Here is a 22,865-nt window from a genome sequence, read left to right as displayed (position 1 = left end):
GCAGCCAACAACGCTGCAGCGTCAGGTAAGCAGAGCATTCGTTTCCGGCAACAGCGCGCCGCCGTCCACCACCAGCGTCTGACCGGTGATGTAGGCCGCCGCCGGCGAGGCGAGAAACACCATCGCCGCGGCGATGTCTTCCGGTTCCCCCAGCCGCCCGAGCGGCACCGAGGCGGCGATCGCCTGATTCACCTGCGCGTCGCCCAGGTTGGCCATCGCCGGCGTGCGGATCATCCCCGGCTCCACGCCGTTGACGCGAATTTTCTCCGCCGCCAGCTCCAGCGCCGCCGCGCGAATAAACCCGTTCACCCCGGCCTTGGAGGCGGCGTAGTGCGCCAGCCCCGGGTAGGCCACCCGCGGGCCGGTCACCGACGAGGTCACCAGAAGGCAGCCGCCGCCCCGGTGGCGCATCCACGGCAGCGCCGCCTGCGCCAGAAAGAACGGCGCCATCAGATTGACGCTCAGCGTGCGTTGCAGCAGAGCCGCGTCGATGGCGGCGAACGGCGTCAGCGGAAAGTAAGCGGCGTTGTGAATCACCACGTCCAGCCGTTGATGCCGCTCACCTACCGCCGTCACCAGCTCGGCGATCTGCCCCGGTTCGGCCAGATCGCAAGCCAGCGCCTGCACGCTCAGCCCTTCACCCCGCAGCGTTTGCGCCGCCGCCTGTGCCTGCGGCAGTTGCACGTCCGCGATCGTCACCTCCGCGCCCAGCCGGGCAAAGGCGCTGACGATCGCCAGCCCAATGCCCTGAGCGCCGCCGGTCACCAGCACCGCCTGCCCCGCAAAGGCGTCGGCCGCATAGGTTACGCTCATCGCCCTATCCTCGCGGGTGGCGCGTGGTGTTCAACACCTGCGCATGGGCGCCGACCGCAAAGTTGCTCAGTGCGCTGAAATCGCTGCCCTGATAACCGAGGATCTTGCCGTCGGTGCGCATGCCCTGCAGATCGATCATCACCACGCCCAGCGTCGGTATGATCTTCTCGCGCCAGACGAACAGATAAAGCTGCTCCGCCACCTTCACGTAGTGGCAGCGATCGACGTCCGCCAGCCCTTTCTCCACCCCGTCCAGACACTGCCAGGCGTAGAAGTTATCGTTCAGGTAGATGTGCTCGTACCGTTCGGTCGGGCTGTAGGTGTACATGTTGCGCATGCCGATCAGCTCATCGGTAAAGCCCGGTGGCGCCACGTCGGCGTCATCCAGCGTGCCGAAGCGGAATTCGGCCTCGACCGCGGTCAGCGGCAGCCCCTGCTCCACCCGGCTGAAGGCGTCGAGCCGCGCTTGCGCTTCGTCCGGCAGCTGGCCGTACACCGCGGTGAAGTTGCCCTGATTGCGGTCGCATACCAGCGTAATGCTGGCGTTGGCGCGGGCAGGATCGAGAAAATCGATGAACAGCACGCCGGGGCGAATGCTGGTGGCGCGATAGGCGACGCTGCGCCGTTCCCCCCACTCCAGCGTCTGCTCGTCGGTGAACCGGCAGCGCTGCGTCGCGCCGTCGCGAAAACGCAGCGTCAGCGTGGTGCCCGCCAGCCCGTGCTGCCGTTCCAGCGTATTACTGTGCGGCGCAAAGCCTTCCGCCAGCGCGCCAACCTGAATGAATACCGCTTCTGAACTCATGGAAATGCTCCTTACAGGGAAGTGAAAGCCAGGGTCGGCACATCGACGATGGTGGAGCCGCCGTCGGCCACCAGCGCTGCGCCGGTAATGATTGAAGCTTCGCTGGAACACAGGAAACGGCAGACGCGGGCGATCTCCTCGGCGCTGGCCGGGCGGCGCAGCGGCACGTCGCGGCAGACCATCTGGTAAGCCTGCTCCAGCGAAATCTGATGGGCGTCCATCAGCAGTTGCATCTCTTCGTCCGCCATCGGCGTGGTCACCCAGCCCGGGCACACCGCGTTGGCGCGCACGCCCAGCGGGCCATAATCGCGGGCGATGGAGCGCATCAGCCCGATCAGCGCGTGCTTGGCGGTGACGTAGCCGCAGACCTCCGGCCCGGCGGCCAGCGAGGCGATCGAGGCCACGAACAGCAGGTTGCCGCCGCTTTTAATCAGCTCCGGCAGGCAGGCGCGCGCGCTGGCGAAAGCGCTGTTGAGGTTGCTGTCCATCGCCCCTTGCCACTGCGCGTCGGTCATCTCGGTGATGCGCTTGAAGCCCATGCCGCCGGCGCTGCCGATCAGGCAGTCGATGCGCCCGGCTTCGCGCAGAATGGCCGGCAGCAGCGCGTGGTTCCAGCTCTCGCCGCTGGCGGCATCGCCCACCAGCGCCTGCGCGCCGATCTCTTGCGCCAGCGCCGCCAGCGGTTCCGGGCGGCGGCCGATGATGAACACCCGATCGCCCTGCGCCGCCAGCAGACGGGCGCAGGCGGCGCCGACGCCGGTGCCGCCGCCGGTAATCACAACCACTCTATTCATGATTCAGCTTCTCCATCAGTTGGCCGATCATCAGCAGGCTGCTCAACAGCAGCCGCCGCTGTTCGGCATCCAGCCGCAGGTAGCGGCGGCCGGCCGGCAAACGGCTGACCACCTCCGATGCGGCGAAATGCTCAATCTCCACCTGCCAACGCCCGTCGTTCACCGTCAGCCGCACGCGGCGAAAATCCAGCTGCGCCAGCGTCTCGCCGATCTGCGGGTAACGCTGCAGGCCGTCCAGCACCCGCTGCGCAGCCGCATGGCGCTGGCGCAGCAGATAACGCACCCCGCGCCGCCGCAGCCAGCCGCCGGTCACCACGTCCAGCGTCAGCGGAGGCTGCATCGCGCACGGGCCCTGCAACCGAAAGCGGTGGCTGACGATATGCGCCATAAACAGCCCCTGGACCTGTTCGCCGATCTCGATCTGTGGCCCCTGCGGCAGCGTCAGCCGCAGCAGGCTCGGCGCCAGGCGTTCGCACGCGTAGGGTTCCAGGTTGCGCGCCAGACGATCCAGCGCGGCGCCCGGCCGATAGCCCGACGGCGCTCGCCGCCAGGCGCGATTAAGTGAGGGAAGTAAGCCGATCAAACTGCGCCTCCTCGTTTTCACCCTTGGCGAACGCGTTCTCCAGCACCTGCTCGACCGGCACCGGCTTGAACGGATTCACTTTCTGCACGCACAGCGTCCAGAACAGCGCATAGGCGGCGGTCAGGCCGATCATCCAACCGAAAGGAATGTAGATGTCGCTCGGGTTCATTCCCGGCGGCGTGATGTAAACGATGGCCAGCACGATGCCGACGCTGGAAACGATCTGCGGTAGCGGGAACCACGGCGATTTATAGGCGCGCGGCAGATCGGGGCGGCGTACGCGCAGGATCACCACCGAACAGGTCACCAGCAGGTAGGCCACACCCCAGGCGCACACCGCCGCCAGCACCAGCGGAATGATCCTGTCGAGGTTGCCCTGAATGGCGAAGGCGTGTACGCAGGGGATCAACACCGCCACCAGAATACCGACCACCGGCGTCTTAAAGCGCGGGTGCAGATAAGCGAACATGCGCGGCAGCGCGCCGTCCAGCGCCATGCCGTACAAAATGCGCGGCACCGCCGCCATCAGCGTGTTGATGGTCGCCGCGCCCGCCAACAGCAGGCCGACGCCCAGCCAGTATTTGCCGAACTGGCCCATCACCTGGCCGGCGAACGCCGGGATGGCCATCGGCGTTTCCAGCAGGCGCGTGCCGCTGGCGGCGTCGATCACCACGTTTTCCACCTGGTGGCTGAGCGCCGCGCCGTACAGCGCCATGCACACCGCCACGCCGCACAGCCCCAGCGCCATCGCACGCGGGATCACCCGATCGCAGCGCTTGATCTCCGGCGCCATCGGCGTCACCAGCTCACAGCCGACGAACATGAACATCGCCATGCCGATCAGGCTGAACACCGCGAAGGGATCGTTCAGGCTCAGCGTGCTGCCGAACCAGCCCTCGAGCGGCACCGCATGCGGCGACAGCAGCCCGACGATACCGAAAATCACCAGCGTGCTCCACATGGCGAAGGTCAGCACGATCTCCGCCTTGCCGAAGGCCTCGATGCCGAACGCGTTGAGCAGGCCGAACACGATTACCAGCCCGACGCCGACCATCCAGGAGGCGTTGTGGCTTTCCATCAGGGTATTGAGGTGCTCGAAGTTCACCAGCGCCATGATGCCGGAGAGAATGGTCTCGGCGGTGCCGGCGAAGATGTGCACGATCAGGTAGGCCGACAGCGCGCCGGTGATGGCGAAAAAGCGCCCCATGCCGCAGGAGATGTAGTCGTAAACCGATCCGGAGGTCGGCAGCAGCGCTGCCGCTTCGGAGAAGGTGGTGAGCTGCGCCTGCATCATGATGAAGGCGATCAGCATCGCCAGCGCGAAGGTGTCGCCGCCGATGCCGAAGCCGCTGGTGACCGTCAGGATCACCGGGCTGGCCATGATCACCCCGACCGAACTGGCCAGGGTGGTGGGAAAGCCGACCTTGCCTCGAGCCAGGTGGGCGTGCAACCGCGACGACAGGTTCATGGTTATTTCCTCTTATAGTTTTGGCCTGATGCATGCAGGTGCTTGCAGGTTTTTCACCGCCAGCGGCGGTAATCTCACTATAGAGAGGAAAGGAAAATGCTGACTATCGTCCTTAAGGATGAGACGGTTTCAACCTGCGGCCGCGCTCACGGCGGTGCGCCACTGCATCGCCCCCTGCGGGCTGCGCGGGTAGGCGCGCAGCGGCGCCAGCAGCGCGGAAAAGAAGGCGTAATAGCCGGCGCACAGCCGGTTGTAGCGATCTTCGCCCACATGCGCCGGGCAGCCGCCCTGGCAGACGCTTTTCACGCTGCAGCGTTGGCACTCGCGGCGCAGACTCTTGTTTTTACCGAACGGCATCTCCGCCGCCCTTGCCGCCAGGATGGCGAGCGGCGTGTGGCGATCGGCATGGCCAAGCAGGTGCTGCGCGTTGATCAGATGATCGCAGGCGTAAAGCCGCCCGTCCGGCTCCATCACCAGATTGCCGCCGCAGCGTTCGGCGTGTACGCAGCTGGGGCTGACGTGGGTGAAATACTGCGCGTAGACCTGCTCGATGTTCATCACGAAGACCTGGCCGACGTGCCCGCGGCTGCGCCAACGGCGGTATACCGCCAGCATGAAGCGCCCCCAGTTGGCGGCGCTCAGCCTATAGCCGGCGGTGGGCGCATCCCCTTCCAGCATCAGCGGCTGAAACTGCAGATAGCGCGCCCCGATCGCCACCGCATGATCGTAGATCGCCTCGGCGCGGTCCGCGACGCCGTCATGCACCACCATCAGCAGGTTGAAGTCGATCTGATAGCGCTGCAACAGCGCAATGCCGCGCAGCGTGGCGTCATAGCTGGCGCCGCCGCGCTTGTCCGGCCGGTGCGCGTCCTGCACCTCGCGGTCGCCGTCCAGGCTGACGCCGAGGATAAAGTGATGCTGCTGGAACAGCCGGCACCAGGCGTCGTTCAGCAGGGTACCGTTGGTCTGCAGGCTGTTGCTGATCCGCACGCCCGGCGGCGCATAGCGGCGTTGCAACGCCAGCGCCCGCTTGTAAAAACCGATCCCCGCCAGCAGCGGCTCACCGCCCTGCCAGACGAAGTTGATCTCGCGGCTGTAACGCGGCTGGGCGGCGATGTAGCCGCGGATAAATTCCGCCAGCCGGTCGTCGTCCATCTTGCGCGTCCGTTCTTGCTGGCGCTGCGGGTAGTAACAGTAGCGGCAACCCAGGTTGCAGCCGGCGCCGATCGGCTTTACCAGCAAATGAAAAGGCGCCGCCGCGCGCGGTTCGCTCTCTACCGGGATCTGCTGCGCGCGCAGCTGGGCCAGATTCATGGCGCCGCCTGCGGCAACGGTTTGTGGGTCTGCGGATCCAGGCCGATGTAGCCGCCGGTGCTGGCGTCTACGCCGAGGTAGTCGATCGCTGCACCTTTGGCTTCAATGACCATGCTCTGCTGCGCAAAGCGGCGATACGCCTCGCTCAGCCGTTTGACTTGATCCGGGTTGGCGGCGGCCAGATCGCGCGTTTCCAGCGGATCGTCATGCAGGTTGAACAGCCCCCACGGCGCCATCTGCGCCGTCGGCCCAGCCTTCACCAACCGCCGCAGCTTCCAGACGCCGTCCACATAAGCGGCCTGGTTATGCAGTTCCACGCCGTAGGTCGCGCGCGGTACACCGTCGGCCTCGCCGCTGAAATAGCGCTTGAAGCTGACGCCGACCATCGGCAGCGTCGCTTTGGCCTTCAGCGGTTTGTTGGCGTCGATGCCGGCATAGTCGTACAGCGTCGGCGCGATGTCATACACCGCCATCGGCGTGTGGTCGATGCCGCCGCGTCCCTTCAGCCGCGGCGCGGAGATGATGAAATCGGTATTGATGCCGCCCTGCGCGCTGGTGGTTTTGTGGTAGTTAGCGTACGGCGCGTTGCTAACGTTGGCCCAGTGCGGCCCGTAAGAGATGAACGATCCCTTGCGGCCGAGGTTGGCGTAGCTGTTGTCGAACTGCCGCCAATACTCCGGCTTCGAGCCGTAGTAGAAGCCGCTGGCGGGGTTGGCGCCGTTGTCGGTGGCGAACACGATCACCGTATTTTGGTCACGGCCGGTCTGCTTCAGGGTATTCAGCACCGCGCCGACCTGATCGTCCATGTAAGCGATCATCGCCGCGTATACCTGCATGGTCTTGGCTTCATATTTTTGCTGCTCGAGCGTCAGCGCGTTCCAGGCCTTATCCAGCGCCAGCGTCGGCATCGGCGTGCGATCGGAGATCAGCCCCAGTGCCTTCAGGCGCTGAATGCGCCGCTGATAGGCCTGCTGGTAACCGGCGTCGTATTTGCCGTCGAATTTGGCGATCCAGTCATCCGGCGCCTGCAGCGGATCGTGCGGCGCGGTAAACGCTAGATAGGCGAAGACAGGCTTGCTCTGCGGCGTATCGCGGATCCACTGTTCCAGCTGATCGGCATAGGCCTTGCTGGAATAGAAATCTTTGGGCAACGACACGCGTTTGCCGTTCAGGGTGTAGAAGGTATGGAACGCCTCCACGGTGCCCAGCGGTTTCGCATCGTCGAAATGGCTGGTGCCGCCCCCCATAAAGGCGAAGGCGCGCTCGAAGCCGCGATCGGTCGGTTTGGCGCCGTCGACATAGCCCAGGTGCCATTTGCCCGCCATCATGGTGGCGTAACCCGCGTCGCGAAAACGCTCCGGCAATGTGGTCACGCGGTCGGTCAGCCGCATTTCATAGCCCGGCTGCGCGGCGGTGCTCTCATACCACCACATGCCGCCCATGCCGGCCTGCTGATTGGTGTTGCCGGTCATCAGCATCGACCGCGCCGGCGCCGACATCGGCGAGGTGTAGTACTGGCTCATGCGCACGCCCCGTTCGGCCAGCGCCTGCAGGTTGGGCGTCGGTATCTCGCCGCCGAACGGGCTGATGTCGGAGTAGCCCATGTCGTCCACCAGAATGATCAGCACATTGGGGCGATCGGCATCCGCCCCCTGCGCCAGGCCCGATAAGGCGCCGCTCAACGCCACCGCCAACGTTTTTTTCTGCATCGTTCGTTCCCCGTATGGTCATGCGGACTGAACAACCCGACGCCTCAGCCCGAGAAAGGTCATCATTTTTTCGTCTTATACGTTTGGCGCCGCCTGGCGCTATCTTCAATTCGCAGTGTAGGAAGCGGCGGAAAAGCCTGGCTATCGTTCTTAAGAACGAGGAACGGCTCCATTCGTGCCGGTTGTAGCACGCGCAGGGCGGCGAGGGCTGCACCCGGGCAAACATTGAAAAGCGCTGTAAATTCAGCGGGAAAAGCGGTGAACTATTTCATTAACCTATTAATGAAAATCGCGATAAATCCGAACTGAAAAGCCCTGATTAACGCAGTGTCATCTTGTTATTTATGTGTTTTATTGCAATCGGCCTCACGTTGTTAATATGTTTTTATTGTGTTGCCAAATTGCTACAACTATGCTTGTATCGTTCATATCTTGACCGCCAACCTTCTCCAGATTGAATGATAAAGGGAGGAACACGAATCATGCACAGCACCGCATCCGATGCCTTTATCAACAGTTGTTTGGCGACCATCACGCACCTGATCCCGGTGTCCGCCGGGGTGTTTTATCTGGTCGATCGCGACCTGCGGCCGGATCACTACATCCTGCACGGCATGCCCGATAAAACGCATCAGCAGTATCTGAACCACTTCCAGCAGATAGATCCGCTGCAGCCGGCCAATTTCCATCGCCAGGACATCACCATGGTCGGCATGAGTCCGGCGGCGATCGCCGGCAACCGCCGCTATTACCACGACTTTATGCTGCCGAACGACATGCGCGACATGACGGAGATCTTCATCCGCCAGCGCAAGCGCATCGTCGCCGGGGTATCGCTGATCCGCGATACGCCGTTCACTGAAGTGGAGCGCGGCCGCCTGCGCGCGGTGCTGCCGCTGATCGAGCTGGCGACGCGCGATCTGCTGCCCGACGGCGAGGCGCAGCTGCTGACAGCCAAAGAGCAAGAGATCGTCAACATGGTGCGCGAAGGCGCCAGCAATAAGCGCATCGCCCTGAAGCTGGGCATTTCGCTGTCCACGGTGAAAACCCATATGCGCAATATTTTCGCCAAAACCGACGTGGTGAACCGCACCGAACTGGTCGCCGGCGGCTTTCTCGCCCACGGTTAACGCCCGATAACGGCCGCCGCTGCCGGCGGCCGGAAAATAATGCCAAAACATATTCGCCATTTATGGCGCGGCCTCCCCCTGCCCGCAATCGGGCCGGGCGGGATATTTCATCGTCACTCAACGCTTGGGGAAAAGGTTTATGTCCAGTGATTCAGTTTCCGCGCCCGCCGTCGGCGCGGCGCTCCCCTGTCCGCCGCGGCTGCTGACCGCCATTATCGTCTTCGCCGCCATCGCGCCGGGCATTCTGATGACCGCCCCCGCCGTGGCCGCCCAGCTCGCCGCACAATGGCAGCTCGGCCCGGCGCAGATCGGCCACCTGTTCTCCACCGAACTCGGCGCCATGAGCCTGGCCACGCTGCCGGCGTGGTGGTGGATCGGGCGCATCAACTGGCGGCGGATCGCTACGCTGTCGGCGCTGGTGTTTATCGTCGGCAACCTGGCTTCGGCGCTGGTGCAGGATTTTACCCTGCTGCTGCCGCTGCGCTTTATCGCCTCACTGGCGGGCGGCACCCTGATGATCCTGTGCATCACCTGCGCCGCCGGCACCGCCAATCCCAGTCGGGTCTATGCCTTCTGGGTGCTCGGCCAGCTGGTGCTGGGCGCGGTCGGGCTGCTGGTGCTGCCGCCGCTGTTCGCGCACTTCGGCCTGATGGCGGTCTACCTGATTCTGGCGGCCATCATGCTGTGCTGCCTGCCGCTCATCCCGGCGTTCCCCAACGGTTTCACCGCCGCCCGCACCGCCCGCAGCGGCCCCGCCGCCTCGCCGGCGCGCAAGCTGTGCGCCGTGCTGGCGGTGCTGACCTTTTACATCAGCCTGAGCGCGGTCTGGACCTTTATCGGCGGCATCGCCGCCGGCGCCGGGCTGTCGCCGGCCCACAGCGGCCAGGTGCTGGCCGTCGCCACCTTGCTCGGCATCGCCGGCGCGGGGGCTGCGGCGCTGATCGGCGTGCGCTTCGGCGGCGCACGCCTGATCGTGCTGGGGTACGCCCTGCTGCTGGCCAGCGTGGCGCTGCTGACAGGCCAACCCCTGCTGCTGCGCTTCGCCCTGGCCGCTCTACTGTTCAAATTCACCTGGACCTTCGTGCTGCCGTTCATTCTGGCGCGGGTCGCCGGGTTGGATAACGACGGCAAGCTGATGAACGGCATCAACCTGGTGATCGGCGGCGGCATGGCCATCGGCCCGACGCTGGCCGGCTCTCTGATCGAATTTTCCGGCGGTTTCAACGCCTTGCTGTTCGGCGCGCTGGGCTGCGCGCTGCTGTCGCTGCTGTTGATTTCGCTGGCTTCACCGCGCGGACCGCGCCGTATAACAGGAGGAGAAAGGTGAAAAGAACAACCGGTTTCTTGTTTGATGAACGCTGTTTCTGGCACAGCACCGGCCTGCACGCCACCACCCTGCCGGTCGGCGGCTGGGTGCAACCGCCTTCGGGCGCCGGCCACGCCGAGTCGCCGGAAACCAAACGGCGCATGAAGAACCTGATGGACGTGTCCGGCCTGTCGCGCCGGCTCACCCTGCTGAGCGCCGAACCGGCGACGGAAGAAGACCTGCTGCGCATTCACCCCGCCCACTACCTGCAGCGTTTCAAACAGGTGAGCGACAGCGGCGGCGGCCTGCTGGGAGAGGAAGCGCCGCTGGGGCCGGGCAGCTATGAAATCGCCAAGCTCTCCGCCGGGCTGGCCTGCGCGGCGGTGGAGGCGGTGCTGCAGGGCGAGCTGGATAACGCCTATGCGCTGTCGCGTCCGCCGGGCCACCACTGCCTGCCGGATCAATCGATGGGCTTCTGCTTCCTGGCCAATATTCCCATCGCTATCGAGCGCGCCAAGGCCCGCCATGGCCTCGGCAAGGTGGCGGTACTCGACTGGGACGTGCACCACGGCAACGGCACCCAGCACATCTATTGGCAGCGCGGCGACGTGCTGACGCTGTCGCTGCATCAGGACGGCTGCTTCCCGGCAGGCTATTCCGGCGAACGGGATCGCGGTGAAGGCGCCGGGGCAGGCTGCAACGTTAATGTGCCGATGCTGGCCGGCGCCGGCGACGACGGCTATCTGCACGCCATGCGGCGCATCATCATCCCGGCGCTGGAAAAATTCGAGCCGGAGCTGATCATCGTCGCCTGCGGCTACGACGCCAACGCCCTCGATCCGCTGGCGCGCATGCAGCTGCACAGCGACAGCTTCCGCGCCATGACGGCGCTGGTGCAGGACGCCGCCGACCGGCTGTGCGGCGGCAAACTGGTGATGGTGCACGAAGGCGGCTACGCCGAATCCTACGTGCCGTTCTGCGGGCTGGCGGTGATGGAACAGCTGAGCGGCGTGCGCACTGAAGTGCAGGATCCGCTGCTGGCGTTTATCCAGCAACAGCAGCCGCGCGACGCCTTCAACCGCTTCCAGCGCGAAGCGCTCGACGAGCTGGCGCGCCAGTTCGGTTTGTAACCTCCTCTCTGCGGGCGCCGCACCCGGCGCCCCTGACAACCTCGCCGCCAGCCGCTACGCTGAAGGGCAACCCTACCACCATGAGAACAATAACATGTCCGAACAAACCGTCAGCTTTATCAAAGGCCGTCACGGCGACATCGCCGTGCACGACTGGGGAAATGACCAGCCGCGCTATCTGGCGCTGCTGATACACGGCTACGGCGAGCATCTTGGCCGTTACCAATACGTGGCGCGCACGCTGCAGGCGCAGGGCGCGCGGGTGTTTGGCCCCGACCATCTCGGCCACGGCCTGTCGCAGGGCGAACGCGTGCTGATCGAGGATTATGACGCCGTGGTCGACGACGTGCAGCGCGTGGTCAGCCATTTCCGGCAGCAATACTCCACCTTGCCGCTGGTGGTGATCGGCCACTCGATGGGCGGCATGATCGCCACCCGCTACGTGCAGCGGTACGGCGAGGAGGTGCGTGCGCTGGTGCTGTCCGGCCCGCTGCTTGGCGACAGAACGGCGATCTCCGATCTGGCGGAACTGCCGACGATCCCCGACGCGCCGCTGGATACCGCCACCCTGGCGCGCGATCCGGCGGTTGGCGCGGCCTATCAGGAAGATACGCTGGTGTGGCACGGGCCGTTCAAGCGCCCCACCCTGCGCGCCATGCAGCGGATCCTCGCCGCCATCAACGCCGGGCCGAGCTTCGGCGCGCTACCCACGCTGTGGATCCACGGCGACGACGATCGGCTGGTGCTGATGAGCGAAACGCAAACCGCGCTCGATCGTCTGCGCGGCGACGATTTCGAGCGGATGATCAATGCGGGCGGGCGGCACGAGAGCTTTAACGAAACCAATAAGGATCAAATCCTCAAGCGGGTGACCAATTTTATTGCGCGGGCGTTAGGCTAAGGCGTTCCCCCTCAGCGGGCCGAGGGGGGCATGACGGCGTCAGCCTTCGACGATGGCGAGGTAGTGTTTGACGAAGCGATCCGAGGTGATGTCCCAGCGCACCGGGGTGCCCTTCTCGACGAACCAGGAATCGCCTGCCTGATACTGCACCGATTCGCCGGTGCGTTCGTTGGTCAGGGTCGCGCAGCCTTCCCACACCGTGGCGTGCTCGGCAAACGGATACTCCATCACGAAGCTGCCGCGGGTGCAGCTGAACACGCCGCAGTTCAGGTTGTCGGTCGGTTCGCCGAAAATGCTGGCCACGCCGACGTTTGGCGTGCCGGCGATCACCGTGGCGCCCAGGTTGCTGACGCTGCCGATCTCCAGCAGTTCCGGCAGCGGTTGTTTAAGCAGTAACGGTTTCATGTGATTCTCCTCTGAGGGTTAACGGCGGCCTTTCCAGTAGCCGGATGTCTGGTGCCAAACCTTACCGGCGGTGGTCATCACCCGCCGCAGCTTGTCCTTGCCGAAGATGTTGACGTGCGGGATTGAGCTCATCAGATCGTAACGATCGGATCCTTCGCTCATGCCCTCCGCCAACACCTTGCACACGATGTGGCTCGGCGTCACGCCGAAGCCGGAGTAGCCCTGTACGTAAAACACATTATCGCGATCCGGCAGCGTGCCAATCTGCGGGAACAGGTTGGCGCTGCAGCACAGCGGGCCGCCCCAGGCCAGATCGATCTTCACGTCTTTCAGGTACGGGAACACCTTCAGCATCAGGTTGCGGTTCCAGGCCTTGAGATCCGACGGGAAATATTCGATCAAGCGGGTGGCGCTGCCGAACAGCAGCCGGTTTTCGTTGGTCACCCGGTAATAGTCGATCACCGGGCGGATGTCGCTGTAGGCGCCGCGGATCGGGCTGATCTGGCGGATCAGATCGTCAGACAGCGGCTCGGTGGCCAGCTGGAAGGCGTAGGTATTGATGGTCTTGCGGTAGATCTGCGGCTCCATGCCGTTGAGGAAGCCGTTGCAGGCCCACAGCATCTTGTTGGCGCGTACCGAGCCCATGGCGGTACGCACCGTGATGCGCGGGCCATACTCCACGTTGAGCACGCTGCTGTTCTCGAAGATTTTCACCCCGTAGCCGCTCAGCGCCTTGGCCTCGCCCAGCAGCAGGTTGAGCGAATGCACGTGGCCGCCGCCCATGTGTTTCAGCGCGCAGGTGTAAGCGTCGGAGCCCACCACCTGCTTCACCTCCGCCCCGGTGTAGAGCTCAATCACCTCCTGCGGCGCTACCGCCTTGAATTCCTTCAGCCAGCCGCGCAGGGTCTTCTCCTGGCGCGCGTTGCTGCCGAGATAGCCGTAGCCGAAGCAGAAGTCGGCGTCGATGTCATATTTCTTGATGCGCTCGCGGATAATGCCGGCGCCGAGGTTGCTGATTTTGAAGATGGTTTCCAGCCCGGCCGGGCCAACGTGGCGCTTGATCTTCTCCAGATCGTGGCCGATGCCGGCCATCACCTGGCCGCCGTTGCGCCCGGTACCGCCGTAGCCCAGATAGCGGCCTTCGAGAATGGCGATGTTGGTGATGCCCCTCTCAGCCAGCTCCAGCGCGGTGTTGATGCCGGAGAAGCCGCCGCCGATGATCACCACGTCGACGTCCAGATCCTCTTCCAGCGTCGGGAAGCGCAGATCGTATTTTTTGGTCGCCGCGTAGTAGGTTAAGGACTCGATTTCGTTGTTCACTGCCGCACTCCCGATTGCCTATGCCATGACATCGGATTATCGGGAGGCGGCAGCCGTGCCGCTATGTCCCCTTAGGGACATTCGTCCCCTTCATCTTTCAAACTACAGCGTTGTTGGCTGCTGACGTTCACCCCAGTCACTTACCTAAGTAAGCTCCTGGGGACGCTCGTCCTGGCCGCCTGGCTGTAGCTTGAAAGCTATAGGGGATAGATCGATACATTCACGCGCTGCGGCGCTGCGGGGCGGTCAGCAACAGGCTGAACAGTTCGGCCTGCGAGCCGATGTTCAGCTTGCCGTAGATGTTCTTGCGGTGATTTTTTACCGTGCCGAGGCTGATGAACAGCCGGTCGGCAATCTGCTGCGAACCGCAGCCGGCGAGGATCAGATCGACGATCTCGCGCTCGCGCGGCGTCAGCAGATAACGCGCCTGCGCGCCATCGTCGTTCCCCGTGTCGGCCTCGGCCGGTGCCGCCACCACTTCGCCATGCAGCCGCGCCACGCTTTTCACCAGCGTCAGCGCGCTGCGCAGATCCGCCCGCTGCGGGTAGCGCACCGCCACCGTGCGGCGCGCCGAGCCGAAGAACACCCCCAGCCCGCGTTCCGGCGTCAGCTGCAGCAGCACGCCGGCCTCATCGTGCCAGCCGGTCTTGCGATAAAAATTACGGTAATAGTCGCTGTGATAAAACCCGCAGGGCGCCAGCTGGCGCAGCGTCAGCACCTCGCCTTCGCCGCCGTCGTTCAGCGCGCGGTAAAACGGATCCTGCAGATAGGCGCCCTGTTGGTAGATCTGGTTAACCGCATCGCTGTTTTCCCGCTCGGTTTTGATCAGGCAGCGCGGCGGCCGGCCGCGTTCGAAGGCATAGACGATAGCGTTGTCGAAGGCGAAAAACCCTTCCAGCCAATTCAATAGGCTGGGATAAAAGCGCGGGCTGGCCACCGCATCGATCACCGCAGACAAGCGTTCAACCTGAATATCCATACCCGCCTCGCCATTATTAATACATTAACAACCTACCGATTTCGGATGGGGTTGGCCGCACAACGGCCGGTACTGTTAAAAAAAGCATCCGGCGCGCCGAAATGCAAGAACGCGATCGTTTACATGTTAAACAACTCACAAGTTGCCGCAGCGGGGAAAGCGGTGGCTTTGCAAGGTAAGAGGGTCGCTGCATTCCCGAGCTATAACAGACTCCCATGTCCCAATAAAAATTCTGTGGTACACTGCATGAATAGCAATGGATATAACCATATGAAAAAAGGGATATGTTGGATGACTTTAAAATATTACTTAAAGCATATTCTATGGGGGCTTGTTATCACTGCTGTCGCTTACTATGCATGGAGTAAAAATCCTGAAGATAGCCGATTAAAGTTAATTATCTCGCTTTCTGTTGCCAGCTGCGTTCTCTATCCTTTTGCAAAATTTGCTATCGAGAAAACAGCACTACGTTATTCCCATAAGAAATTTTGGCAGCATGATTTTTTTGTCAGCTCTGTGGGTGGCAGCATTCAAGTGGTTTATGAGTTATTTTGTTTCGCATTCGCCATTCCCGTATCAGTTATTTACTTTTCTTTATCTATTTTAAAAGCCCTAAAAAGAAATTAGGGCTCCTATGTTAAACTGTTAAATCCCCAGCTCCTTGTTTATTTTTTCGACTAACGCTTCATCGATAAAAGCGCCCACAAGTGTCGTAATTATCGCAAAACCTAAAAACCCCATCGGCGTGCCAAGGATGATACTGAAAGAAAAAGCCGTGAGCGCCGTTGCAGCTCTTCCTGCCGCTAACGCCTCTATTTGAATAAATACCGGCCGCCAGTTGTTAGTTTCAATAGCTTTTCCAATAGCCACTACGGTATCGTAACGATCTATGGTCTTCCCGATATAATTAAATGCTTTGCTGAATTTTGCCAAGCTCTTGGCCATCTGATCGCGATTGACCGACTCCATAGCTTTTGCAATAGCCTCTCGATCTTTCACGCCAAACTTCTTGTTCAAAACGTTGTTATGTTTCTCGAAGGCTTTTAATGCATCGTCCACATTTTTAATCGACTTTCCTTTAGCCGCTTCAGCAAGCTCTTTAGCGACCTTTGACGAATGTTCGCCGAACTTTTCAGTTACCGTTTTGTAGAAATCCGCCGTGAACTTGATTGCATCTTTTACACGCTCCTATTCAGCCTTGGTTTCCGCCTCTTTTTTCTCTTTGGCAATCATCGCTTTTTTCGCCTGCACATCCGCCAGAGTTTTACGCGCGCTGTTAAGCGCACTTTCGGCGTTGGCCTGATCTCGGGTAGCTTGTTGCTGGCGGTTTGCGGCTCGGCTCGCCGACTCTCTCGATGCATTCATGACGCTTAATGCATCATCGCGCTCTTTTTCCAGGTTCGAGATCAAGTCACTTGCGGCATTGAACTCTTTCCACCAGGCTTTTTTCCCATAATCGACTTCCGAATTCCATCTTACAAAATCATCAAGCAGCTGACTGTGTTTTTTCCTTTTTTCTTCAGCCTGAGCGGCTTTTCTTTCATGCTCTCTGCCGACATTCTCCGCCCTCGCTTTTTCACCGTTCGCCTGATTAATCCGATCTTTCGCATCGTTCAGTGCATGCTGAGCGCTTTGTTCATTTTTGCGCGCCTCATTCTCCGCACGATTGATCCCTTCTTCGGTAGAAAGATCTAAACTCTTGAGGCGATTGACTTCACTCTCTTTATTCCGCAGGTCATTTTCATATTGTTGCGTATTTCTCATATTGGCATCGATGGCAGACTGTATCTTTTTTTCCTCATCTAGCTGCATCCCCATTTTAATTCTGTTTGAATTTTGTTGTTGTTTAACCCCCGACGTTGGTTTTTCTCTGGATAAAAACCAATTTTCATTATTTAGTTTTAAATACTCCTGATGTACTTTTCTTTTTTTTGCTTCATTACGCAGAACATCTAAACGCTCCTTACCCACTTTAATCTTCGCGATAATAGCTTCAAGGCTCGCTTTTTCTAGCGGCGTTTGCGATTTATTTTTGAGTTTACTACTTAGATCATCAATATCTTTTTGCATCTCACTAATTTGGTTCGTCAGATCGTTTTCTTTATCTGCTGAAAATTTAATCGCCTTGTCGGAATCGGCTCGAAAACTGTTCTTTGCCTTCTCACTGAATGGAATAATGTCATCATCTTCCTGATCAAAAGCGCTAATCGGTTTATTAATATCGCTAATTTTTTGATCCCACAAATGCGTAATATTACTGAGCTCCTTTTGCCTCTCCGGCAATCGGTCACCCACCCACGCCTCAACAACCATATCGCCATCAGAAAGATCAAACCCGCGTTGCCAGCCTTCTCCCCGCCAGTGGTACCCCAAAGAAGTCATAACGTCGCGTTCATACTGAGTAGTATCTTCATATCGAGCCATAATAGCGTTCCCTCATTATTATTTATGTCGTTAACTGTTTATACATACAGTAAAAATACTCTATGCCGTCCTTGTCTTCACCTCAATCAAATAATTATCATTCTCATTTGTTGGAAAAATGGCACAACTCTTATATGAATCACGCCTCACCGCAATTAAAAATAAACATTTAAAAATCAACACGATAAATAAAAAACACTATTTAATATAATGTTATTTATCGGGTGCCTGCAGCCAGGAGTCCCCTGCCTGCAGGCGCAAACACAAGCCAAGAAATGCTAAGCATACGCGGAGATAAAACTCCATTAACCAATGTATCTAGCCGCTCCGCGCCCGCTGGCTTATGCTGTGGCATCGCGCCCTGCAACGCCGTCAAGGAGACCTCATGTCCGTCAGCCACATCATCGCCAACCGCCAGACCTGGTTCGGCCACGGCAGCATCCAGCAACTGCCGCCGTTGCTGCTTGCCGATCCGCAGCCGACGCTGCTGTTCAGCTGCCGATCTTTTCTCAACGGTCCGGTGTACGCCGGCCTGCGCGAATCGCTGACGCCGCTGCTCATCGGCACCGAGATCGTCAGCCACGAGGCGTCGCCGCAGGAAATAGACGCCTGGGTGGCGCGCTGGCGCGGCCAGGCACGGCGCGTGGTGGCCATCGGCGGCGGCAGCGTGCTGGATGCCGCCAAGGCGTTCTCCGCGCTGGTAGAGCATCCGCTGCCGACGCTGCGCTATATGGAAAAAGTGGGCGACAGCAAAATCAGCGGCGCCACCCTGCCGCTGATCGCCATTCCTACCACCGCCGGCACCGGCAGCGAGGTGACGCAGAACGCGGTGATCACCGACACCCAGGTCAGCAAAGTGAAGGCCTCGCTGCGCCACAATAACTTCGTGCCGCACACCGCCATTCTCGATCCGCAGCTGCTGGCGGGCGCACCGGACAAGGTGCTGGCCTACTGCGCCATCGACGCCTTCACCCACCTGTTCGAGGCCTATCTGTCGAAAACCGCCGGCGCCATGACGCGCGACATGTCGCTGAGCGGCATCCGCCACTTCCTCGCCGCCTGGCCGGCGCTCAACCGCAGCGACGCGGCGCGCAAAGCGATTATGCAAGCTTCGTACCTTGGGGGGCTGACGCTGAGCGCCGCCGGGCTGGGGGTGATCCACGGCATCGCCGGCGAGATCGGCGCGCTGCGCGACTACCACCACGGCCAGGTCTGTGGCCGCCTGCTGCTGCCGTTCCTTGCCCTGCTGGAAAGCAGCGAACAGCCGCAGCAACGCGCGCTGATGGCCGAGCTGGCCGCGCGCCTGTACCCGCACTGGCAGGGCAGCCCGGAGAGCTACCTGACCGATTTCATCACCCGCCACGCCATCGCGCCGTTCTGGCAGGACGATTTGCCGATTTCCGGCCAGGAACTGGCGGTGGCGCTGGAGAAATCCAACAGCAAGAATTCCTGGATCGACTATGCGCCGGCACAGCGGCAACGGATGATCGAAGAGGCGTTTCGCGTCGAATGATTATTTCTACCCTAAATAGTTGGAGCTGCATCCCGGCGGCAAGAGGTGGCTCGCCAGGAGCTTACTCAAGTCAGTGACCGGCGTACGCACTCGCAGCCAACACAGATGCAGTTTCAAATATGACGGGTATAATCAGATCAACGCACTAGCAGGAGTAAGGAAATGGGCATCATCGGCTGGATCTTCGCCGGCATCGCGGTCGGCATCCTGGTCGGCGCGCTGATCAGGATCTTCGGCAAGAAGAAAGAGCAGTAAGCGTCACGCTGTTCCGTGGGCTGCCAGCAGGCACTCATGGAACAGCTTCACCACCCGCTGCGGCACCGGCGAGCGGCGCAGCACGCTGGAGTATTCGCAGTGATAGCGGAACAGCGCCGGTTTGATCGCCCGCATCATATTCTGCGCCACGAAAAACGCCGCGTAGTGATCCGGCAAAAAGCCGACGTATTTGCCGGACAGGATCAGCGTGGCGATCGACTCCTGCGCGAACCCCGTTGCCTTGCGATGCAAATGTTGCTGCAGGCTCAGTTCCATATTCGGCGAATGGTAGCCTAATCCGGCGAAGGCATAATTGTGCAGCAGATCCCAATTTAACGTTTCATGGGGGGCGGAAAATAATTCATGCTGCGCGCCGCAATATAAGAACATCCTCTCACTGAATAACGAATGATAAGATAAACTTTCCGCGCTGCGGTGCATGGGAATAACGCCAACCTGAAATTGCCCGTCAATGACGCCGCGTTCAATGGTATTAATCGGCTCCACGTACATTTGCAAAGAAACCTCCGGCGCACGCTCACTGAATAACGCAATGGCCCGGCCGATCTGCGCCTGTGGATTGCTGACCGTATGGTCGAATATCGCCACGTGCAGCTGCCCGCCCATGCGCTGGTGCACCTCGTCCACCCCGCGCCGAAACGCCTCAGTGGCCGCCAGCAGGTTGACCGTTTCCTGGTAGATCAACAGCCCCTCGTCGGTGACCGCAAAGCCCTCGCGCCCGCGCTGGCACAGCGTCAGGCCCAGCCGCTGCTCCAGATCCTTGATGTGCTTGCTGATGGTCGACAGGCTGATGTTCAGCTCCAGTTCGGCGGCGCTCATGCCGCCGCAGTCGACCACGGCCTTGAATACCCGCAGCAAACGCAGATCCATATCCGACAATTGCCCTAACAGCGCGCGCTTTTTTACTTGCATAAAACCTTAAGTAAGTTTCGACATATGATTATTCACAGTAGAGAACAAGCGGTACATAGTCAATTTCGCACAACAATTCGTTAACAACTCGGTTTATTTCATTAATCGCTCTTATTTTCCTGTTCGGAGGAAAACATGGCCGCTGAAAATCACCCGCTAAATAGTCTCGATGCCGAAGGGTTAGAGGCCCATTGGATGCCTTTTACCGGCAACCGTAATTTTAAAGCGCAGCCTCGCATCATTACTCAAGCCGCGGGAGCGTATTACACCAGCCATGACGGCAGAAAGATTTTCGACGGCCTGTCCGGACTGTGGTGTTGCGGATTGGGGCACGGCCGGCAGGAAATCACCGACGCCGCCCAGCGCCAGCTGGCGACGCTGGATTACTCACCGGCGTTTCAGTTCGGCCACCCGCTGTCGTTCGAACTGGCCAACAAGATCAAGGCACTGACGCCGGCGGGGCTGGATTACGTGTTCTTCACCGGCTCCGGATCGGAAGCGGCGGACACCTCGCTGAAAATGGCGCGCGCTTACTGGCGCGCCAAAGGCCAGGCGGGCAAAACCTGCTTTATCGGCCGGGAAAAGGGCTATCACGGCGTTAACTTCGGCGGTATCTCGGTCGGCGGCATCGCCGGCAACCGCAAGACGTTCGGCGCCGGCGCCGAAGCGGACCACCTGCCGCACACCCTGCTGGCCGGCAACGCCTTTTCGCGCGGCATGCCGCAACAGGGGGCGGAGCTGGCGGAAGAGCTCAACCGCATCATCGCGCTGCGCGACGCCTCAACGATCGCCGCGGTGATCGTCGAACCCTTCTCCGGCTCCGCCGGGGTGATCGTGCCGCCGGTCGGCTACCTGCAGCGCCTGCGCGAAATCTGTACCCAGCATGACATCCTGCTGATCTTCGACGAAGTGATCACCGCCTTCGGCCGCTGCGGCGCGATGACCGGCGCCGAGGCGTTCGGCGTCACGCCGGACATCATGAACATCGCCAAACAGGTGACCAACGGCGCGCAGCCGATGGGCGCGGTGGTGGTGCGGCCGGAGATCTACCACACCTTCATGAACGGCGGCGAGCCGGACTACCAGCTCGAATTCCCGCACGGCTACACCTACTCCGCCCACCCGGTCAGCTGCGCGGTCGCGCTGGCGACGCTGGACATCCTACAGCGCGAACAGATGGTGGAGCGCGTACAGGCGCTGGCGCCCTACTTCGAGCGCGCGGTGCACAGCCTGCAAGGAGCCAAACACGTCGCCGACATTCGCAACATCGGCCTGGCGGCCGGCATTACGCTGGCGGCGCGGCCGGGCGAACCGGCGCGGCGCCCCTTCGACGCGGCGATGCGCTGCTGGGAAAGCGGATTTTACGTGCGCTACGGCGGCGACACCCTGCAGCTGGCGCCGCCGTTCATCAGCAGCGAAGCGCAGATCGATGCGCTGATCAACGCCGTGGGCGACGCCCTCAACGCCACCGAATAAGGAGAGAACCATGACCATTACCCATTGGATCAACGGCGAGCCCGCCGCCGGCGGCGAACGCAGCCAGCCGGTTTACGACCCGGCCACCGGCCAATCAGCGCAGGAGGTGCAGCTGGCCGACCGCGCCACGGTGGAGCGCGCCATCGCCGCCGCCGAACAGGCCTATCCCGCCTGGCGCGACACCCCGCCGCTGAAGCGCGCACGCATCATGATGAAGCTCAAGGATCTGCTGGAGCAGCACGCCGATGCCATCTGCCAACTGATCACCGCCGAGCACGGCAAGGTGCTCAGCGACGCCCTGGGCGAACTGCAGCGCGGCATCGAGAATATCGAATACGCCGGCTATGTGCCGGAACTGCTGAAGGGCGAACACAGCAAAGAGGCCGGCCCGGGCATCGACAGCTGGAGCGAGTTTCAACCGCTGGGGGTGGTGGCGGGCATCACGCCGTTCAACTTCCCGGCGATGGTGCCGCTGTGGATGTGGCCGATGGCGGTGGCGTGCGGCAACACTTTCGTGCTGAAGCCTTCCGAGCGCGTGCCTTCCGCCGCGCTGTATATCGCACGGCTGGCGGCGGAAGCCGGGCTGCCGCCGGGGGTGCTCAACGTGGTCAACGGCGATCGCGAAGCGGTGGAGACGCTGCTGCATGACGGGCGCGTCAAAGCGATCAGCTTCGTCGGTTCGACGCCGGTGGCGGAACACATCTATCACACCGGCTGCGCGCAAAACAAACGGGTGCAGGCGCTGGGCGGCGCCAAGAACCACGCGGTGGTGCTGCCGGACGCCGATATCCCCGGCGCGGTCGGCGCGCTGATGGGTGCCGCCTTCGGCTCCTGCGGCCAGCGTTGCATGGCCATCCCGCTGGTGGTGGCGGTGGGCGACGGCACCGCCGAAGCGCTGATCGCCGGGCTGCGGCAACAGATGGCCGCCATGCGCGTCGGCCCCGGCAGCGACAACCGCAACGACATGGGGCCGCTGGTGACCCAACAGCATTATCAGAAGGTAAAAGGCTATATCGATCAGGGCGTGGCCGAAGGCGCCGAGCTGCTGGTGGACGGCCGCGAGCTGAGCGTGATCGGCGCCGACGGCCGCCCCAGCCAGGGGTATTTCCTCGGCCCGACGCTGTTCGATCGCGTAACGCCCGGCATGCGCATCTATCAGGAGGAGATCTTCGGCCCGGTGCTCGGCGTGGTGCGCGCGGCGTCGCTGCCGGAGGCGATGGCCTTGATCGACGCCCACGAATACGGCAACGGCACCTGTCTGTTCACCCGCGACGGCGAAGCGGCGCGCTACTTCTCCAGCCGCATTCAGGTCGGCATGGTGGGGATCAACGTGGCGCTGCCGGTGCCGGTGGCCTACCACTCGTTCGGCGGCTGGAAGCGCTCGCTGTTCGGCGATCTGCACGCCTACGGCCCGGACGCCGTCAGGTTCTACACCAAACGCAAGACCGTGACCCAGCGCTGGCCGGCCTCCGGCGATGCCCGGCGCGCCAGCTTCAGCTTCCCGTCGGGACAGGGGTAATCCCAGCATAACGAAAAGTCCCTTCCGGGGAAGTTCGCTTCCCCGGTATTTCCACGCGCTCCATTTCATCTTTACGCAGGACAACAGAGTC

21 protein-coding genes are annotated in these 22,865 nt (G+C 61.5%); 8 read left to right on the top strand and 13 right to left on the bottom strand.

The features are described 5' to 3' along the window. Positions 1-21 precede the first annotated feature (21 nt). The 7 genes from C3F38_RS05095 to C3F38_RS05065 form a co-directional block, all read right to left on the bottom strand. Positions 22-813 carry an SDR family oxidoreductase gene (locus C3F38_RS05095; RefSeq protein WP_055317225.1) on the bottom strand — a complete coding sequence of 264 codons (792 nt, stop codon included), beginning with the start codon at positions 811-813 and terminating at the stop codon, positions 22-24. A gap of 4 nt (positions 814-817) precedes the next feature. Continuing rightward, complete coding sequence (locus C3F38_RS05090) at positions 818-1,615, bottom strand: MoaF C-terminal domain-containing protein (RefSeq protein ID WP_055311796.1); 798 nt, start codon at positions 1,613-1,615, stop codon at positions 818-820. An 11-nt stretch (positions 1,616-1,626) separates the two neighbouring features. Continuing rightward, positions 1,627-2,409: an SDR family NAD(P)-dependent oxidoreductase gene (locus C3F38_RS05085; RefSeq protein WP_033648535.1), complete on the bottom strand. Its 783-nt coding sequence runs from the start codon at positions 2,407-2,409 to the stop codon at positions 1,627-1,629. After that, complete coding sequence (locus C3F38_RS05080) at positions 2,402-2,992, bottom strand: DUF3156 family protein (protein WP_055317226.1); 591 nt, start codon at positions 2,990-2,992, stop codon at positions 2,402-2,404. Before C3F38_RS05080 ends, C3F38_RS05085 begins: the two co-directional genes overlap by 8 nt. After that, a complete protein-coding gene (locus C3F38_RS05075) occupies positions 2,967-4,460 on the bottom strand; it encodes an APC family permease (protein WP_033648536.1) in 1,494 nt (497 codons plus the stop codon). Before C3F38_RS05075 ends, C3F38_RS05080 begins: the two co-directional genes overlap by 26 nt. A gap of 129 nt (positions 4,461-4,589) precedes the next feature. Continuing rightward, positions 4,590-5,774: an anaerobic sulfatase maturase gene (locus C3F38_RS05070; RefSeq protein ID WP_055317227.1), complete on the bottom strand. Its 1,185-nt coding sequence runs from the start codon at positions 5,772-5,774 to the stop codon at positions 4,590-4,592. Continuing rightward, complete coding sequence (locus tag C3F38_RS05065) at positions 5,771-7,483, bottom strand: arylsulfatase (RefSeq protein ID WP_055317228.1); 1,713 nt, start codon at positions 7,481-7,483, stop codon at positions 5,771-5,773. The genes C3F38_RS05070 and C3F38_RS05065 overlap by 4 nt, the downstream gene beginning before the upstream one ends. Positions 7,484-7,965: 482 nt before the next feature. Here C3F38_RS05065 and C3F38_RS05060 point away from each other — a divergent pair, with 482 nt between their 5' ends. From C3F38_RS05060 to C3F38_RS05045, 4 genes are all read left to right on the top strand, one after another. Further along, the gene (locus C3F38_RS05060) at positions 7,966-8,613 is read left to right on the top strand and encodes a LuxR family transcriptional regulator (protein ID WP_038878402.1); all 648 of its coding nucleotides are present in this window, start codon (positions 7,966-7,968) and stop codon (positions 8,611-8,613) included. 139 nt (positions 8,614-8,752) lie between these two features. Then, a complete protein-coding gene (locus C3F38_RS05055; RefSeq protein WP_047729067.1) occupies positions 8,753-9,940 on the top strand; it encodes an MFS transporter in 1,188 nt (395 codons plus the stop codon). Beyond that, positions 9,937-11,049, top strand: a complete 1,113-nt coding sequence (locus tag C3F38_RS05050; protein WP_047729069.1) for a class II histone deacetylase — start codon at positions 9,937-9,939, stop codon at positions 11,047-11,049. The genes C3F38_RS05055 and C3F38_RS05050 overlap by 4 nt, the downstream gene beginning before the upstream one ends. Before the next feature lie 94 nt (positions 11,050-11,143). After that, on the top strand, positions 11,144-11,950 hold the full coding sequence (locus tag C3F38_RS05045; protein ID WP_055317229.1) for an alpha/beta fold hydrolase: 807 nt from the start codon (positions 11,144-11,146) through the stop codon (positions 11,948-11,950). Positions 11,951-11,989: 39 nt separating this feature from the next. On the opposite strand, the gene C3F38_RS05040 is transcribed toward C3F38_RS05045, so the two are convergent. From C3F38_RS05040 to C3F38_RS05030, 3 genes are all read right to left on the bottom strand, one after another. Further along, entirely contained in the window at positions 11,990-12,355 is a 366-nt protein-coding gene (locus C3F38_RS05040) for a cupin domain-containing protein (protein ID WP_047729073.1), read from the bottom strand. An 18-nt stretch (positions 12,356-12,373) separates the two neighbouring features. Beyond that, entirely contained in the window at positions 12,374-13,675 is a 1,302-nt protein-coding gene (locus tag C3F38_RS05035) for an FAD-binding oxidoreductase (protein ID WP_055317230.1), read from the bottom strand. A 220-nt stretch (positions 13,676-13,895) separates the two neighbouring features. Then, positions 13,896-14,654 carry a helix-turn-helix transcriptional regulator gene (locus C3F38_RS05030; protein WP_047729076.1) on the bottom strand — a complete coding sequence of 253 codons (759 nt, stop codon included), beginning with the start codon at positions 14,652-14,654 and terminating at the stop codon, positions 13,896-13,898. Positions 14,655-14,699: 45 nt separating this feature from the next. On the opposite strand from C3F38_RS05030, the gene C3F38_RS26120 reads away from it, so the two are divergent. Further along, positions 14,700-15,281 (top strand): colicin E1 family microcin immunity protein, encoded by a 582-nt coding sequence (locus tag C3F38_RS26120; RefSeq protein WP_139108045.1) that lies wholly within the window; start codon positions 14,700-14,702, stop codon positions 15,279-15,281. Positions 15,282-15,299: 18 nt separating this feature from the next. Here C3F38_RS26120 and C3F38_RS05025 read toward each other — a convergent pair whose 3' ends face one another. Both C3F38_RS05025 and C3F38_RS05020 read right to left on the bottom strand, forming a co-directional pair. Then, the gene (locus tag C3F38_RS05025; RefSeq protein WP_080479038.1) at positions 15,300-15,824 is read right to left on the bottom strand and encodes a colicin-like pore-forming protein; all 525 of its coding nucleotides are present in this window, start codon (positions 15,822-15,824) and stop codon (positions 15,300-15,302) included. Positions 15,825-15,842: 18 nt separating this feature from the next. After that, the gene (locus C3F38_RS05020; RefSeq protein ID WP_055317232.1) at positions 15,843-17,078 is read right to left on the bottom strand and encodes a hypothetical protein; all 1,236 of its coding nucleotides are present in this window, start codon (positions 17,076-17,078) and stop codon (positions 15,843-15,845) included. A 385-nt stretch (positions 17,079-17,463) separates the two neighbouring features. On the opposite strand from C3F38_RS05020, the gene C3F38_RS05015 reads away from it, so the two are divergent. Next, on the top strand, positions 17,464-18,591 hold the full coding sequence (locus tag C3F38_RS05015) for an iron-containing alcohol dehydrogenase (RefSeq protein ID WP_055317233.1): 1,128 nt from the start codon (positions 17,464-17,466) through the stop codon (positions 18,589-18,591). Positions 18,592-18,849: 258 nt separating this feature from the next. Here C3F38_RS05015 and C3F38_RS05010 read toward each other — a convergent pair whose 3' ends face one another. Continuing rightward, a complete protein-coding gene (locus C3F38_RS05010) occupies positions 18,850-19,779 on the bottom strand; it encodes a LysR family transcriptional regulator (RefSeq protein ID WP_038878382.1) in 930 nt (309 codons plus the stop codon). A gap of 135 nt (positions 19,780-19,914) precedes the next feature. Between C3F38_RS05010 and C3F38_RS05005 the strand changes: the two genes are divergently transcribed. Continuing rightward, positions 19,915-21,255: an aspartate aminotransferase family protein gene (locus tag C3F38_RS05005; RefSeq protein ID WP_055317234.1), complete on the top strand. Its 1,341-nt coding sequence runs from the start codon at positions 19,915-19,917 to the stop codon at positions 21,253-21,255. A gap of 10 nt (positions 21,256-21,265) precedes the next feature. Continuing rightward, positions 21,266-22,774 (top strand): CoA-acylating methylmalonate-semialdehyde dehydrogenase, encoded by a 1,509-nt coding sequence (locus tag C3F38_RS05000; RefSeq protein ID WP_055315462.1) that lies wholly within the window; start codon positions 21,266-21,268, stop codon positions 22,772-22,774. Positions 22,775-22,865: the final 91 nt, after the last annotated feature.

This window comes from Serratia sp. SSNIH1 (assembly GCF_002935055.1).
Taxonomy (GTDB): Bacteria; Pseudomonadota; Gammaproteobacteria; order Enterobacterales; family Enterobacteriaceae; genus Serratia; species Serratia nevei.
The sequence above is the reverse complement of the archived record's forward strand: the minus strand, read 5'-3'. Positions and strand labels throughout refer to the sequence as shown.